Genomic DNA, 14,369 nt, shown 5'->3' with positions numbered 1-14,369 from the left:
GGCTCCCGCAGGGGGTGACGCGGTCCGACCGCGGGGTGACGACGATGCCGCCGACGTCACACCGCGGTCGGACCTCCCTCGCCCGGCGGGCGTCCCCGCCCGGCTCGGCCCTCCTCCCTCAGGACCCGGCCCGGGACGCGGCGGGCGCCGGCGGGACCGCTCCGGCGCGGTCCATGTCGTCGGGCAGCGACGCGCGGTAGATCGGCAGCGCGGCGGCCGTGGTCACGATCGCCACCGCGACGAGGATCGCGAACAGCTCCGGCGTCACCAGCCCGTAGGCGAGCCCGATGTTGATGAAGATCAGGATCATCAACCCGCGCGCGTTCATCAGCCCGCCGACCGCCGACGCGTAACGCCACGGGAAGCCCTGCGCCCGCACCACCAGGGCGCAGCCGAGGTACTTGCCCGCGAACGCGGCCACCATGACCACCGCGAGGGGCCACCACAGCCCGCCGCCCGCGCCGAAGCCGGACACCTGGGTGTTGAGCCCGCTGAACGCGAAGAACACCGGCAGCAGCAGGATCGAGTTCAGGTCCGTGAGCCGGGTCTCCAACTCCCGGCGCACGACCGCCGACTTCGGCATCGCCAGGCCGGTGATGAACCCGCCGAACACCGAGAACACGCCGATGTAGTCGGTGAACCACCCCGCCAGCAGCACCGCCAGCAGGATCACCGCCATCACGTCGCGGCCGACCCGGCCCTCGCGCTCCACCCGCGCGCCGAGCCGGGCGAACAGCGCGCGCCCCACCGTGAGCATCAGCGCCGCGAACACCGCCGCGCCGAGGACGGTGACCAGCGCGTCGGCCGGGCTGCCCGACGCGCCCACCGCGATGATCAGGGCGAGGATCACCCAGGCCGCCGCGTCGTCGATCGCGGCGGCGACCAGGGTCAGGCCGCCGATCGGCGTGTTGGTGATGCCGCGCTCCTGGAGGATCCGCGCCAGCATGGGGAACGCGGTGATCGACAGCGCGCCGCCCACGAACAGCATGAACACCCACACGCTCGACCCCTCGACGCTGAGCGAGCCGAAGAACAGCGCCGCCACCCCCGCGCCGAGCAGGAACGTCGGCACGATCCCGGACACGGCGAGCAGCGCCGCGCGCCGGACGTTCCCGCTCCCGCCGGGACCGTGGTCGAGCGACGACCCGACCAGGAACATGTAGAACGTCAGGCCGATCGTGCTGAGCACGTACAGGGTGTCCTTGACGTCGGCCGGGAACAGCTGGGCCTGCACGCCGGGCGCGACCGCGCCGAACAGGGCCGGGCCGAGCAGCACGCCGGCCACCATCTCGCCGACCACCCTGGGCTGCCTGACCAGCATGGCCAGCCTCCCGCACACGGTCGTCGCGGCGAGCACGACGGCCAGCGCGGCGAACACCCGCAACGCGAACTCGATCTGGTTCACTCGGTCCTCTCCTCCGGGGAAGGCGGGTCGCGCCGCACCGGACGACCCTCGGTGTCGTGCGCGTCGAAGTAGCGGCCGGCCAGGCGCAAGCGGTGGGCGTGCAGGACCATGACCGTGCCGAGCACGAGCTGGACCACGCTGCGCCAGACGTCCTCCCACCGGTCGCGCACGCGCAGGAACGCCCCGATCGCGGCCAGGCGGCGCGGCGGCAGCGGCTCGTCGACGCGGACCAGCAGGCACGGTCCCCGGCTGGGCAGCGACCGGGTGTGGCCGACCGTGGAGTGCAGCGTGACGCGGCGCAGCACCTCGCGGGTCGCCGCCCGCAGGGCGAGCGGGGACAGCCGCCACGCCGGGCACGGCCGGTTCGCGGCGACGCCGAACGGGATGTGGTGCGCCGCGCGGGCCGCCACGCCGTCCCAGCGGTCCGGGTCGAACACCTCCGGCCGCGGGTAGCCGGTCGCGTGGTAGTCGGGGTAGCTGAAGCACAGCACCGACCCCGCGGGCAGCGTGGTGCGCCCGTCCAGCTCGATCTCCGCGGTCGTGATGCGGTGCGCGATGCCGAACAGCGGGTACAGCCGCAGGGTCTCGTCCAGCACGTGGGCGAAGTAGCGGTCGTCGGCCGGGTCGTCCCGGAGCCGGGCCGCCACCTGCGGGTGCCGGGCCAGGGCGAGCAGCAGGTGCGCCATCGCCTCGGACATCTGCACCACGGCGGTGTTGAAGAACGTGCCCTGGAGGTAGTGCACGCGTTCGGCGGGCGACAGGCTCTCCGGCAGCGGCCGCCGCACGTCGCCGGCCGCGACGCGCCGGGCGAGGTACCGGGTCAGCCGCGCCCGCCGCGCGGGGTGGCGCAGGCCGGTGCACTTCAGCGAGGTCACCACGTCGTCGGCGTGGCCCACGATCAGGTCACGCGCCTCGCGGGAGCACGGCTCGCCGAACACCAGCTCGTGGAAGTACTCCGCCCACACCGGCATCATCAGGTCGCGCAGCCGGACCAGCGCCGCCCGCCCGGTGACCACCTCGTCCAGCACCCGCGCGGCGCAGCGGGCCGCGGCCGCCGAGAGCGCGTCGCCCGGCCCGGACAGCAGCAGGCGCGTCGTGCGCGCGACGTCGTCGTAGCGCGGCCCGGCCTCCAGGTGCTCCTGGTGCACCTCCGGGCCGGGGGAGAGCCAGTACCAGAACAGGTCCGACAGGCCCGCGCCCCGGCTGCGCCCGTTCGCGGCCGGGTGGGCGTAGACCTCCTCGAACCGGTCCGGCCCGACCACCGCGTTCGGGAACGTGACGGCGTTGTCCCCGTTGACCTTCTCGAACACCTTGGCGCGCAGCGCCACGACCCGCGCGGGCAGCCAGCGCGGCGCGGTCAGCACCGCCGCGGCGGCGAGCACCCCGGTCACCCACACCGCGCCGTCACCCCCGTGCCGCGGGTGACCACCAGGTCGCGGGTGAGGTCGCCGACGTCGCGCCCGCCGCACAGGGCGAGGGCGTGGTCGAACTCGTCGCGCAGCACGTCGAGCACGCGGGCGACCCCGGCCTCGCCGGCCGCCGCCAGGCCCCACAGCACCGGCCTGCCGACGCCGACGGCCGCCGCGCCCAGCGCCAGCGCCACCGCGACGTCGCCGCCGCCGCGGACACCGCCGTCCAGCAGCACCGGCACCCGACCCGCCACCGCGTCGACCACCGCCGGCAACGCCTCGACCGCCGCCGGCGCCAGGTCGGACTGCCGGCCGCCGTGGTTGGACACCACCACCCCGGCCACCCCGTGCTCGACCGCCAGCACCGCGTCGGCCGGGTGCAGCACGCCCTTGAGCCACAGGGGGAGCGAGGTCAGCCCGCGCAGCCGGTCCAGGTGCGCCCACGACAGCGCGGGCGACATCTCGATGTCCCGCACCCCGCCGGGCGGGCACCCGGGCAGGTCGCGCATGTTCTCCGCGGCGAGGCCCTCGGGCAAATCGTGGAAGCCGTGCTCGGCGTCGCGGCGGTGCCGGCCGAACACCGGCGAGTCGACCGTCACCACCAGGGCCGTGCAGCCCGCGCGTTCCGCCCGCCGCACCAGCGCCTCGGTGACGGCCTCGTCGGGCTGGAGGTAGAGCTGGAACCACACCGCGGCGTCCGACGCCACCTCCCGCGCCGCCCGCACCACGTCGCCGATGGCCACCGTCGACGCCATGCCGGACACGAGCACCGTGCCCGCCGCCGCGGCCGCCCGCGCCGTCGCCCGCTCGCCCTCGGGGTGGGCCAGCCGGTGGAACGCGGTCGGCGCGACCAGCACCGGCGCGGCCAACCGCCCGCCGGGCAGCTCCACGCCCAGGCCGCGGGTCACCCGGCCGCGCAGCACCCGCGGCAGCAGGGCCAACCGGCCGAACGCCGCCTCGTTCTCGCCGAGCACGACCTCGTCGCCGACCCCGCCCGCGTAGTAGTCGTAGTGCACCGGGTCGAGCACCGCACGCGCCTTCCCGTGCAGTTCGGCGAGGCCACCGCTCACGCCGACCCCACCCCGGTCCGGGCGAGCCGGTCGCGCACGAACGCCCGCAGCGGCGCGCGGTGCACCGCCTCGCTGTCCCACTCGTTCTCCAGGTTCTCGGTCACGTGGTGCTCGCCCACGACCCGGCCGGCGCGGAAGTGCCGCACCACCGGGTGCAGGTAGCGGCCGTCGAGCCCGCTGGTGTCCTCCTGGGACGGGCGGCGCGTGCCGATGTCGAACGGGTTGATCTTGTCGTGGTCCGCGCCGTACTCCAGCGTGACCGCGAGGTAGGACTCGACCTCGCCGAAGTCGCCCCGCGCGACGGCCTCGTGCAGGTGCGCCAGCGGCACCTCCTCGACGTAGCGCGGCGCGCCGTCCGGCCCGACCAGCACGGCGTCGGCCATGAACCCGAACAGCTGCCACAGCGCCGACGTGCGGTTCACCCGCTCGATGACGGCGTCGACCACGGCCTCGGGGGTGGCCGCCAGGTCGCGGCTCGGCCAGGGCACACCGTGGTAGCGGTGCTCCAGGACGTGGTGCAGCGCCCGCACCCCGTACCGGAAGCCGTGGATGAACCCGCTGGTGGACTTCTTGAAGTCCCTGGCCTGCGTGATCGTGCCGGCGAAGAACAGGTCGGGCACGTTCACCGACTCCCACGCGGCGGTCTGGTCGGGGAACCGGTCGTTGATCGTCAGCCGCGGCCGGCACTCGGGGGCGAAGATCGACGCGTCGAACCGGAACCCGGTCGCGACGATCACCCGGTCGTAGCGGATCTCCTTCACCACCTCCGCGACCCGCGCGAAGCTGATCCGCGCCAGGTAGCCGTCGCCGTCGCGCCGGATGCCCAGCACGTGCCCGTCCAGCAGCGCGTTCTGCGACTTGAGCTGGTAGGTGTCGAGGAAGTTGTTGTTCACCGCGCGCAGGTGGCCGACGAAGTGCGTCTGCCACGCCAGCTTCAGCGAGTTCGGGCCGGCCAGGTGGATGACGGCCGCCGTCTCGATGAGGTTGTCGGCCGTCTCGAACGCCGAGTTGCCCCGCCCGATGATCAGCACCCGCTGCCCGGTGAACCCCGCGGGGTCCACCGGCACGTCGAAGTACCGCTCGGCCAGCTCCACGCCGTCGATCGGCGGCACGTACGGCTTGGACACGCCGGTGGCCACGATCAGCCGCTTCGCCCGGTACGTGACGCCGTCCCGGTCGGTGACCGCGAAGTCGTCCGGCCTGGCCACCGAGACCACCTCGGTCCCGTACCGGATCGGCAGGTCGTGCTTCGCGGCGAAGTCGGCCAGGTAGCGCAGCATCACCTCGGCGTCGGGGAAGTAGCGCGGCGTGTACGCGGTGAACAGCAGCGACGGGTCGTCGGACAGCAGCGAGTTCCAGTCGGTGCGCAGGTTCAGCTCGGGGTCGTCCCAGCCGGTGATCGGCTTGTTGATGGAGATCAGCGTGCGGTGCCGGGGGAAGCGGGTGAAGAACGCGCCGGGCGCGTCACCGGCCTCCAGCACCAGGTGGTCCCGCCCCGCGCGGGACAGCAGGTAGGACGCCTGCAACCCCGCCGGGCCGGCGCCGATGACGAGACACTCCGTGGAAACCTCGCTGGACACACTCTCTCCTCACGTCTCAGGGGGTCAGCAGGCGCTTGTCCGGCTTGCCGCTCGGCGCGAGCGGCGGCTCCGCGATCGCGGTCACCCGCACCGGCGCGCACGCCGCGCCCAACCGCTCGGTCACCAGCGCGCGCAGCGCGGCGAGGTCGGGCGCACGGCCGCCGGCCGGCACCACGAACGCGTGCACCGCCTCGCCGGTGTCGTCGTCCGGCACGGCGACGACGTACGCCTCGGCGACGTCCGGGTGCTCGGCGATGACCCGTTCGATGGGGCCCGCGTAGTGCAGGTTCGCGTTGACGATCACCACGTCCCTGGTCCGGCCGGTCAGGCGCAGGCAGCCGTCGGCGTCGAGGTGGCCCAGGTCGCGGGTGCGCACCCAGCCGTCCGCCGTGAACACCTCGGCCGACCGCGCCGGATCGCCCCAGTACGACCCGGCCTGGGCCGGGGTGCGGACGAACAGCTCGCCGTCCACGCCCACCGGGACCGGCGCGCCGGCCGGGTCGCGGACCTCCACGTCCACCGCCGCCGGCGGGACGCCCACCGAACCGGGCGGGTCGGCGGGGGTGGCCATCGCGACCATGCCCGTCTCGCTCTGGCCGTAGCCGTGGAACACCACCGGTCCGAGCACGTCCAACGCCTCCCGGTGCCGGTCGGCCGTCAGCGGCGACCCGGACACCATCAGCGCGCGCAGGCTCGACAGGTCGACCGGCGCGCGGCGCTGCGCCGCGACCAGCTTGGCCAGCCGCGGCACGGTGATCACGCAGCCGGAGGCGCGGTGGCGGGTGATCGCGTCGGGCAGCGCGGGCGGGTCGGCGGCGACCAGCGTGCCGCCGGCCGCCAGGGTCAGCACCGCGTACTCGAACATCACCTGGCTCGCCAGCGTCCCGAACACCAGGTAGCGGTCGAGCCGGGACGCCAGCTCGCGGATCGCGGGCGGCCAGGCCGCCGGTCGGGCGGTCCACGCGGCGGTCATCGCGGCGTAGGTCTGCGCGCACGCCTTGGGCGTGCCCGTGCTGCCGCTGGTGTGGATCAACCGGGCGACGTCCCCGGGCCTGCCCGCGAGCCGCACCGGGCGCGGTCGCGACCGGCTCAGCGCGTCCACGGTGAGCGTGCGGCGCCCGTGCCGCCCGGCCGAGTCGGTGACCACCGCGGCGATGTCGAGGCCGAGGACGTGCCGCACCTGCGCGTCGGTCAACCCCGGTCGCAGGCCCACCACCCGAGCGCCGACCACGTGGGCGGCGAGGATCGTGGCGAACGCCTCGGGCGTGACGCCGAGCAGGAGCGCGACGCCGTCACCCGGGCCGAGCCCTTCACCGCGCAACCCGGACGCGATCCGCGCGACGAGGTCGAGCAGCCGCGCGCCCGTCACCACGCGGTCGCCGTGTTCGAACACCGGCCGGTCCGCGGCGGCGTCGAGCGCGTCGAGCACCGCACGCGGGAACGGCTCGGCGTCACCCGCCGGCAAGGCATTCCTTCACGAACACCGCGAGCGGCTGCTGGTGCACCGCCAGCAGGTCCCACTGGTTCTCCAGGTTCTCCGCCAGGTGGTGCGTCGCGGTGAGCGCGCCGTCGCGGTAGTACCGCACCACGGGGTGCAGGTAGCCGGCGTCGTGGGCGTTGGCCGCGTCGTTCTCCGCCACGCGGGGGACCGAGATGTCGAACGGGTCCACGGTGTCGTGGTCGGGTCCGTACTCCAACGTCGCGACGAACCGGTGCTCGGCCGGGCCCAGCCCGCCGTCGGCGAGGTAGGCCACCGGCACCTCCTCCTCGTACCGGGCGCTCCCGCCGGAGACCGTCACCACGTCGCCCATGACCGCGAACTGCTGCCACAGCGCCGACGACCGGTTCACCCTGGCCACGATCGCCTCGCCGATCGCCTCCGGCGACGGCGCGAGGTCCGTCGCGGGCCACGGCACGCCGTGGTGGCGGGCGGAGAGGATGCGGTGCAGGGCGCGGGCGCCGTAGCGGAAGCCGTGGATGAACCCGCTGGTGGACTTCTTGAAGTCCCGCTGCTGCGTCACCGTGCCCGCGAAGTACAGGCCCGGCACCGTGGTCGACTCGAACGCGGACGTCTGCTCGGGGAACCGGTCGTCGATCACCAGGGCCGGCCGGCAGCCCTCGTCGAACACCGAGGCGTCGAACCGGAACCCGGTGCACGCGATGATCCGGTCGTACTCCAGTTCCCGCAGCGACTCCACCGTGCGCGCGTACCGGAACAGGATGCGGAACCCGCCCCCGGGCCGCGGCTCGATGCGCTCGATCGTGCCGTCGAGGACGGCGTTCTCCGACTTGAGCTGGTAGGTGTCGAGGAAGTTGTTGTTCACCGCGCGCAGGTGGCCGACGTAGTGCGTCTGCCAGGCCAGCCGCACCGAGTGCGGGCCCGCCAGGTGGATGACGGCGGCGTGCTCCACGAGCGCGTCGGCGGTCTCGAAGCCGGAGTTGCCCTTGCCGATCACCAGCACCCGTTGGCCGGTGAACGACTCCGGGTCGGTGTCGAAGGTGTCGTAACGCTCGACGTGCCCGATGCCGGGGATCGGCGGCACGTGCAGCTGCGAGACGCCGGTGGCCATGACCACCCGTGCGGCTCGCCACGTGCGGCCGTCGCGGGCGAGCACCGTGAACCCGTCGTCGTCGCGGGAGATCCGCACGACCTCGGTGTCGTAGTGCGCCCGGACGCCGGTGGCCGCGGCGAAGTCGGCCAGGTAGCGGACCAGGTCGTCGGCGGCCGGGAAGTACCGGCCCGTGTAGCGGGTGAACAGCAGTTCCGGGTCGTCGGACAGCAGGGAGTTCCAGTCCATGCGCATCCGCTTCTCCGGGTCCGAGGTCCCGGTGTGCACCTTGTTGATCGAGATGAGCGTGCGGTGCCGGGGGTAGCGGGTGAAGAACGCGCCCGGGGCGCTGCCGCGTTCGAGGACGGCGTAGTCGCGGCCGTCGCGTTCGAGCAGGGAGGCGAGCTGCAACCCGGCCGGTCCCGCGCCGATGATCAGGTAGTCGTGCGCCATGGGCCAGGAAGCTACTGACGCGATCTCAGAACTCTCTGAGATCGCCCGCCTACCGTCCGTGCCGTGACCGATGAGCCTGTCGACCTCGCCGCGCCACTGCGCCCCGCCGACCTCCACCGTGCGGCATCACCGCTCGCGGTGCTCGTCGGCCCCGCCGTCCGGGACCGCGTCGACCGCGGCCGCGAGTACCTGCGCACCGTGCTCGCCGACGACGACCGCCCCGTCTACGGCGCGAAGACCGGGTTCGGCGCGCTGGTGGGGTTCGCCGGCCGCGCGGACGAAGCCGACCAGTGCGACAACACCCTGGCCCACCTCGGCGCGGGCCAGGGACCCGACCTCCCGGCCGACGTCGTGCGGGCCGCGCTGCTCGTGCGGGCGTGGTCGCTCGCCCAAGGGGTGTCGGGGGTGTCCGGGCACGTGGTGGACGGCCTCGCCGCGATGTTCGGCACCACGTTCGTCCCGGCGGTGCCCCGGTACGGCTCGGTCGGGGCGAGCGGCGACCTCATCCCGCTGGCCTACGCGACCCAGGCGCTGCGCGGCCGGGGGCACGCCTACGTCGACGGCGAGCGGCTGCCCGCGGGCGAAGCCCTGCGCCGGACCGGTCTGAGCCCGCTGGCGTTGGACGGCCGTGACGCGTTGGCGCTCGTCAACGGCACGTCCGTGACGACCGCCGCGACCGCCCTGGCGCTCGACCGGGTGCGTGCCGCGCACCGGGCCGTGCAGGACCTCACCTGCCTGCTGGTCGACGTGCTGGGGGCCGACCCGGGCTTCCTCGACCCGCGCCTGATCTCGGCGTACGGCCACCCGGGCGCGGTCACGGTCGCGGAGCGGATGCGCGGGGTTCTGGCGGGCACGGTGCCCAGCGGCGCGCGGGCGCTCCAGGAGCCGTACAGCATCCGCTGCTCGCCGCAGCTGCTCGGCGCGGCCGAGGACGCCTTGCGCTACGTGGACGGCGTCGTCGCCGCGGACCTGGCCGGGGTCAGCGACAACCCGCTGTTCTTCCCCGGTGACGACCTGGTCGCGCACGGCGGCAACTTCTTCGGCCAACCGGCCGCGTTCGCCGCCGACGTGCTCGCCATGGTGACCGCGTCGTTGGGCAACCTCGCGGAGCGGCAACTGGACCTGCTGGTCGACCCGGGCCGCAACACCGGCCTGCCGCCCATGCTGGCGGCCGGGCCGGGGCAGCAGCACGGGCTGCAGGGGGTGCAGTTGGCGACGACCGCGTTCGTGGCCGAGATCCGCCGCAACGCGCTGCCGGCCAGCACCCAGAGCCTGCCGACGAACCTGCACAACCAGGACGTCGTGCCGTTCGGGACGCAGGCCGCGCTGCGGGCGCACGACCTCGCCGGGCTGCTGGAGCTGCTGTGCGGCTCGCTGGCGCTCGGCCTGCGCCAAGCGGCCCACGTCGGCGCGCGCCGACCCACCGCACCCCGCTGCGCCGCCCTGCTCGACACGCTGGCGGACGCGATCGCCCCCATCGACCCCGACCGCCCACTGGACGCCGACGTCCGCCTGGCCGCCACCCTGGTCACCGCCGGCTAGGACCGCCCGCCTCGCCCCTGCCCCTGCCCGCTGCCGCACCGCCGCCGGCCGACTCGACCGCCGCACCCGCCCACCCCGCCCCGCCCACCACCCGTCGCTCGACCACCGCCCCGCCGCGCCCCGCCGCCACCGCGCCCCGCCGCCCCTATCGTCACCGGCCGTCGCTCGGCGCGAACCGTGCCCCGGTCGTCGCGTCGTTCAGCGGGAGCCGGTGCTCAGTTCGCGCGCCGCGCCCACCCCGGCGCCGGCGGCCGCCGGCAGGCGCAGCGTGAACCGCGCCCCCTCTCCCGGGTGGCCGACCGCCTCCACCGTGCCCCCGTGCCGCGTCACCACCTCCCGCACCAGCGCGAGCCCCAGCCCGAACTGCCGCTCCGCCCCGCCCTGCCCCCGGTGGAAGCGGTCGAAGAGGCGGTCCGCCTCGACCGGGTCGAAGCCCGAACCCGTGTCGGTCACGGTCAGCTCGACCGACCCGTCACGCCCCCGCCCCACCCGCACGTCGATCCGCCCGCCGGCCGGGGTGTGGCGCACCGCGTTCGACACCAACTCCGCCACCGCCCGCCGCAACGCCGTCTCCACGCCGCTCACCACCAACGGCCCGGCGGCCCGGTGCGCGGTCAGCGCGATCCGCCGCTCACCGGCCCGCTCGCCCTCCGCCTCCACCGCGGCCTCCGCCACCGCGCCGAGGTCCACCACCCGGCCGTCGAACCCCTCGGACTGCTCGGTCAACCGCGCCGACAGCAGCAGGTCGTCCACCACGTCCCCGAGCACGCGGATCGAGCTGGCCAGCTTGTCCAGCCCGGCGCGGTGGTCGTCCGGCAGGTCGGCGTCCGCCGCCAGCCGCGCCAGCAGCTGCACCCGGGTGTACGCCCGCGCGATCGGCGTGCGCAGCTCGTGGCTCGCGTCCGTGACGAACCGCCGTTGCCTGGCCAGCGCCTCGGCCAGCGGCGCGACCGTGCCCCGGCCCACGGTCAGCCCGGTCACCGCCGCCGCCAGCAGCCCGCAGACCTCCGCGATCGCCAACGCCAGCAACAGGTGCCGCCGGTCGGCCAACTGGTAGCGCTTGTCGAACACCGCCTGCACGGTCGTGCCGTCATCACCCGGTTGGGTGCGCACCAGGTACTCCGTGCCGTTGCGCTCCAGGGCGCGCTCGATCGGCCGGCCGGACTCCCGCACCGCGTCGAGGTCCTCCCGCAGCGGGAACCCCGGCGGCACGGCCAGCAGCCCGTCGTCGAGCACCCCGTCGGCCAGCACGAACAACCACGTGCAGCCGGGCGGCGTGGACGGCGCGGCGTACCGGGCGTTGTACCGCAGCTCGCGCGTCACCTGCTTCTCCTGCGCGTGCGCCATCACGGCGTAGGCGATGCCGCCCACGAACGCGACCAGCACCGTGATCGCCAGCGCCACCAGCACGCTGATCCGCAGGCGCGACCGCCGGATCACCGCGCGCTCCGCCTCGGCCCACGAACGACTCACAACGCCCCCAACCGGTACCCGAGCCCGTGCACCGTGTGCACCACCGAACGGTCGATCTTGCTCCGCAGGTAGTACACGTAAGTGTCCACAATGGATGATGACGGTGCGTCCTGGAACACCGTCCTGCGCAACGACGCGCGCGTGTGCACCTTGCCCGGGTCGGCGGCGAGCACCCGGAGCAGCGCGAACTCCCGCGCGGTGAGCGGCACCCGCGCGCCGTCGGGCAGCACGACCTCCCGCTGCCCGAGGTCGAGGTGCCCCGCGCCGATCCGCAGCACGTCGACCAGCTCCAACGCCCGGCGGCACAGCGCGCGCAGCCGCGCGCTCAGCTCGTCCAGGTCGAACGGTTTCACCAGGTAGTCGTCGGCCCCGGCGTCGAGGCCGTCGATCCGGTCGTGCACGGTGCCCAGCGCGGTGAGCATCAACGCCCGCGCCCGCACCGACCTCGATCGCAGCCGCACCAGCAGTTCCAGCCCGTCGAGCGCGGGCAACCCGCGGTCGATGACCACGACGTCGTACGGACGGGTGAGCGCCAGGTGCAGCCCGCGGTGCCCGTCCAGGGCGACGTCCACGGCGTAGCCCTCGCCCTCCAACGCGTCGGAGAGCAACTCGACCAGCTCCCGGTCGTCCTCGACCAGGAGCAGCCGGAAGGGGTCGGCGGGCCGGGATCGCGAAGTGCCCTGCACGCCTTCAGAATCCCACTTCCGGGTGTTCGGTCAACGTGATGCGCCCACCGACCATCGGAGTTCCGCCGACCGGCCGCTTTCCACCACTGTGGACGTTGCAGTGCCCGAAAGAGTTGCGCCGGCCCCGACGATGCCCGCCCGGGGTGGTGACTCCTCGTCATCACTCAACCGTGGCCGCTTGTCACGCTTCGACACCCGTCCGCGTGGGGTCGCCTCGATTACCTTCGGAACCCGGGCGGGGCGTCGGGCGAGTGCGCGGAGGTGCGGGAATGCGTCCACGGCTGCGTGCCGATGTCCGGTACGCGAGGAGCCCGGACGGGGTGTACGTGCGCGGCTCCGCCGGCGCCTGCACGCTGACCGGCGCCACGAGCTACGAGTGGCTGGACCGGCTGGCCCCGTTCCTCACCGGCGAGCACGCGCTGAGCGACCTGGTCGACCCGCTGTCGGCCGACCAGCGGGCGGCGGTCGAGCACCTGGTCCGCGTGCTGCACGAGCAGCACCTGCTGGTGGACGCGGTGGACGACGAGCCGCACGCGCTCACCGAGGAGGAGCTGCGGGTCTACGAGCCGGAGATCGCGTTCCTCCGGTACGCGACGGACTCGGCCGAGCACCGGTTCGAGCGGTTGCGGTCGGCCCGCGTCACCCTCCGCGGCGGCGGGCCGGTGCTGGCCGCGCTGCTCGCGGCGGGGCTGCGGTCGGGGTGGCGGCGGGTGTCGGTCCGGACGGACGACGACGTGACCGCCCTGCGCGCGGTCGCCCGGGCCGCGACCCGCGACGACGCGCAGCGCGTCGACTTCGACCGGGAAGCCGGGACCGACCTGCTGCTGTGCGTGTCGGACCGCCGTGACGCGCTCGTGGCGGCCGCCCGGGACGGCGCGCGGTGGGACGTGCCGCTCGGGCAGGTGCTGGTGGGCGGCGACGAGGCGTGGGTGACGGCGGTCGGCCCGCCGGACCGGGTCCGCGCCCCGTCCTGCTGGCGCCGGCTCGGTGCCTGGCGTGACCCCGGCCCGGACGAGGGGCTGCTGACCGGCCCGGTGCCGGGCGTGATCGCCGCGCACGTGGCGCTGGCGGCGTTCCGGCACCTGACCGGCTGGGCCGCCGAGGACGAGGAGCCGGTGCTGACGCGGATCGACCTGCGCGACCTGACCTCGCGCGCGCACCGGCCCCGGCCGTACGCCGTGACGGGGCGCGCGGGGCCGGACGCGGCGGCCGACGGGTTCCACGACCGGCTCCGGTGGTTCGTCGACGACCGGGTCGGCGTGCTGGGCCGGTTGGACGAGGACGACCTGCCCCAGGTGCCGCTGGCGGTGTGCCGCGCCTCGGTGTCCGACCCGGCGTCGGCGCTGCCCGCCTGGGCCCCGGCCCCGGAGGTCGCGGGGTGGGGCGGCGACCGGGAGCAGGCCCGGTGGCGGGCCGCGCTGGCCGGCCTGGCGACCTACGCGAGCCTGGTCGACGCGCGGGGCGGGGAGCGGCCGGACCTGCTGACCGGCGGCACGTCCGCGGTCGCGCCGGTCGCGCTCCGGGTGCCGTACCGGGCACCGGTCGGCGTGGCGGCCGGTCGGACGTGGGCCGACGCCGTCACCGCCGGGCTCCGGGCGCACTGCGAGGCGCTGGTCGCCGCGCGGGTGGGGGAGGGGCGGCCGTGCGACCTGCCCACGGCGGTGCGGGTCGTGGGCGACGAGCGGGCCTCGGACCTGTGGCGACTGCTGCGGGCCGCCGCCGTGACCGTGCACGCGGTCGACCTGGGCGGGGTGCTCGGCGTGCCCGCGTTCGCGCTCCGGTTGGCCGGCACGACGATCACCTCGTGCGCCACCACGGCCGCCGAGGCGTTGCGGGACGCGCTCGAACGGGCCGTGCTGCACTGGCAGTGCGACCTGTCGGACGACGTGGCGGTGACCCGGTGGGCCGAGGGCGAGACGGACGCGCCACCCTCCGCCGACCCCCGCTGCCACGCGCTCGCCGCCGCCCTGCGCCGGGCCGGCCGGCTCCTCCTCGCCGTGCCGCTGGTGGCGGACGACGCGGTGCGCGACCTGGTGCCCTGCCTGGTGCGAGTGGTGGCCGATGAGCGCTGACCTGCGGACGAACGCCACCGCACCCGCCACCGCACGCCCGGACGCCACGCGTACCACCACCCGACCACCCACCACCGAACCCGACACCCCGCTCGCCGCCGCCCAACCCGACGCACGGCCCACCACCTCG

10 protein-coding genes are annotated in these 14,369 nt (G+C 75.0%); 2 read left to right on the top strand and 8 right to left on the bottom strand.

The window, feature by feature from the left end:
- Window positions 1–118: 118 nt before the first annotated feature.
- From ACWEFJ_RS09255 to ACWEFJ_RS09230, 6 genes are read right to left on the bottom strand one after another with little or no spacing between them, the layout of a single operon-like run.
- Window positions 119–1,405, bottom strand: a complete 1,287-nt coding sequence (locus ACWEFJ_RS09255; protein ID WP_449713408.1) for a cation:proton antiporter domain-containing protein — start codon at window positions 1,403–1,405, stop codon at window positions 119–121.
- Entirely contained in the window at window positions 1,402–2,796 is a 1,395-nt protein-coding gene (locus ACWEFJ_RS09250; RefSeq protein ID WP_449713407.1) for a cytochrome P450, read from the bottom strand. Before ACWEFJ_RS09250 ends, ACWEFJ_RS09255 begins: the two co-directional genes overlap by 4 nt.
- Window positions 2,793–3,884, bottom strand: coding sequence for an alpha-hydroxy acid oxidase (locus tag ACWEFJ_RS09245; RefSeq protein ID WP_449713406.1), 1,092 nt, complete (start codon window positions 3,882–3,884; stop codon window positions 2,793–2,795). The genes ACWEFJ_RS09250 and ACWEFJ_RS09245 overlap by 4 nt, the downstream gene beginning before the upstream one ends.
- Window positions 3,881–5,464: an NAD(P)-binding domain-containing protein gene (locus ACWEFJ_RS09240; RefSeq protein WP_378093330.1), complete on the bottom strand. Its 1,584-nt coding sequence runs from the start codon at window positions 5,462–5,464 to the stop codon at window positions 3,881–3,883. The genes ACWEFJ_RS09245 and ACWEFJ_RS09240 overlap by 4 nt, the downstream gene beginning before the upstream one ends.
- 16 nt (window positions 5,465–5,480) lie before the next feature.
- Window positions 5,481–6,929, bottom strand: a complete 1,449-nt coding sequence (locus ACWEFJ_RS09235; protein ID WP_449713405.1) for a class I adenylate-forming enzyme family protein — start codon at window positions 6,927–6,929, stop codon at window positions 5,481–5,483.
- Window positions 6,916–8,466, bottom strand: a complete 1,551-nt coding sequence (locus ACWEFJ_RS09230; protein WP_449713404.1) for an NAD(P)-binding domain-containing protein — start codon at window positions 8,464–8,466, stop codon at window positions 6,916–6,918. The genes ACWEFJ_RS09235 and ACWEFJ_RS09230 overlap by 14 nt, the downstream gene beginning before the upstream one ends.
- A gap of 63 nt (window positions 8,467–8,529) precedes the next feature.
- On the opposite strand from ACWEFJ_RS09230, the gene ACWEFJ_RS09225 reads away from it, so the two are divergent.
- Window positions 8,530–10,008: an aromatic amino acid ammonia-lyase gene (locus ACWEFJ_RS09225; protein WP_449713403.1), complete on the top strand. Its 1,479-nt coding sequence runs from the start codon at window positions 8,530–8,532 to the stop codon at window positions 10,006–10,008.
- A gap of 198 nt (window positions 10,009–10,206) precedes the next feature.
- Here the strand turns inward: ACWEFJ_RS09225 and ACWEFJ_RS09220 are convergent, their stop codons facing one another.
- Both ACWEFJ_RS09220 and ACWEFJ_RS09215 read right to left on the bottom strand, forming a co-directional pair.
- Window positions 10,207–11,481 (bottom strand): sensor histidine kinase, encoded by a 1,275-nt coding sequence (locus tag ACWEFJ_RS09220; RefSeq protein WP_378093338.1) that lies wholly within the window; start codon window positions 11,479–11,481, stop codon window positions 10,207–10,209.
- Window positions 11,478–12,167, bottom strand: a complete 690-nt coding sequence (locus ACWEFJ_RS09215; RefSeq protein ID WP_449713402.1) for a response regulator transcription factor — start codon at window positions 12,165–12,167, stop codon at window positions 11,478–11,480. The genes ACWEFJ_RS09220 and ACWEFJ_RS09215 overlap by 4 nt, the downstream gene beginning before the upstream one ends.
- A gap of 269 nt (window positions 12,168–12,436) precedes the next feature.
- On the opposite strand from ACWEFJ_RS09215, the gene ACWEFJ_RS09210 reads away from it, so the two are divergent.
- A complete protein-coding gene (locus ACWEFJ_RS09210) occupies window positions 12,437–14,239 on the top strand; it encodes a hypothetical protein (protein WP_449713401.1) in 1,803 nt (600 codons plus the stop codon).
- Window positions 14,240–14,369 lie beyond the last annotated feature (130 nt).

It is taken from the genome of Actinosynnema sp. NPDC004786, from assembly GCF_053601135.1.
Note: the sequence above shows the minus strand (reverse complement) of the source record. Positions and strands in the feature narration are given on the sequence as shown.

Bases quoted from the DNA above. Each gene is read 5' to 3' on its own strand.
- ACWEFJ_RS09230 (WP_449713404.1), bottom strand. From the start codon at position 8,466: ATGGCGCACGACTACCTGATCATCGGCGCGGGACCGGCCGGGTTGCAG.
- ACWEFJ_RS09210 (WP_449713401.1), top strand. From the start codon at position 12,437: ATGCGTCCACGGCTGCGTGCCGATGTCCGGTACGCGAGGAGCCCGGAC.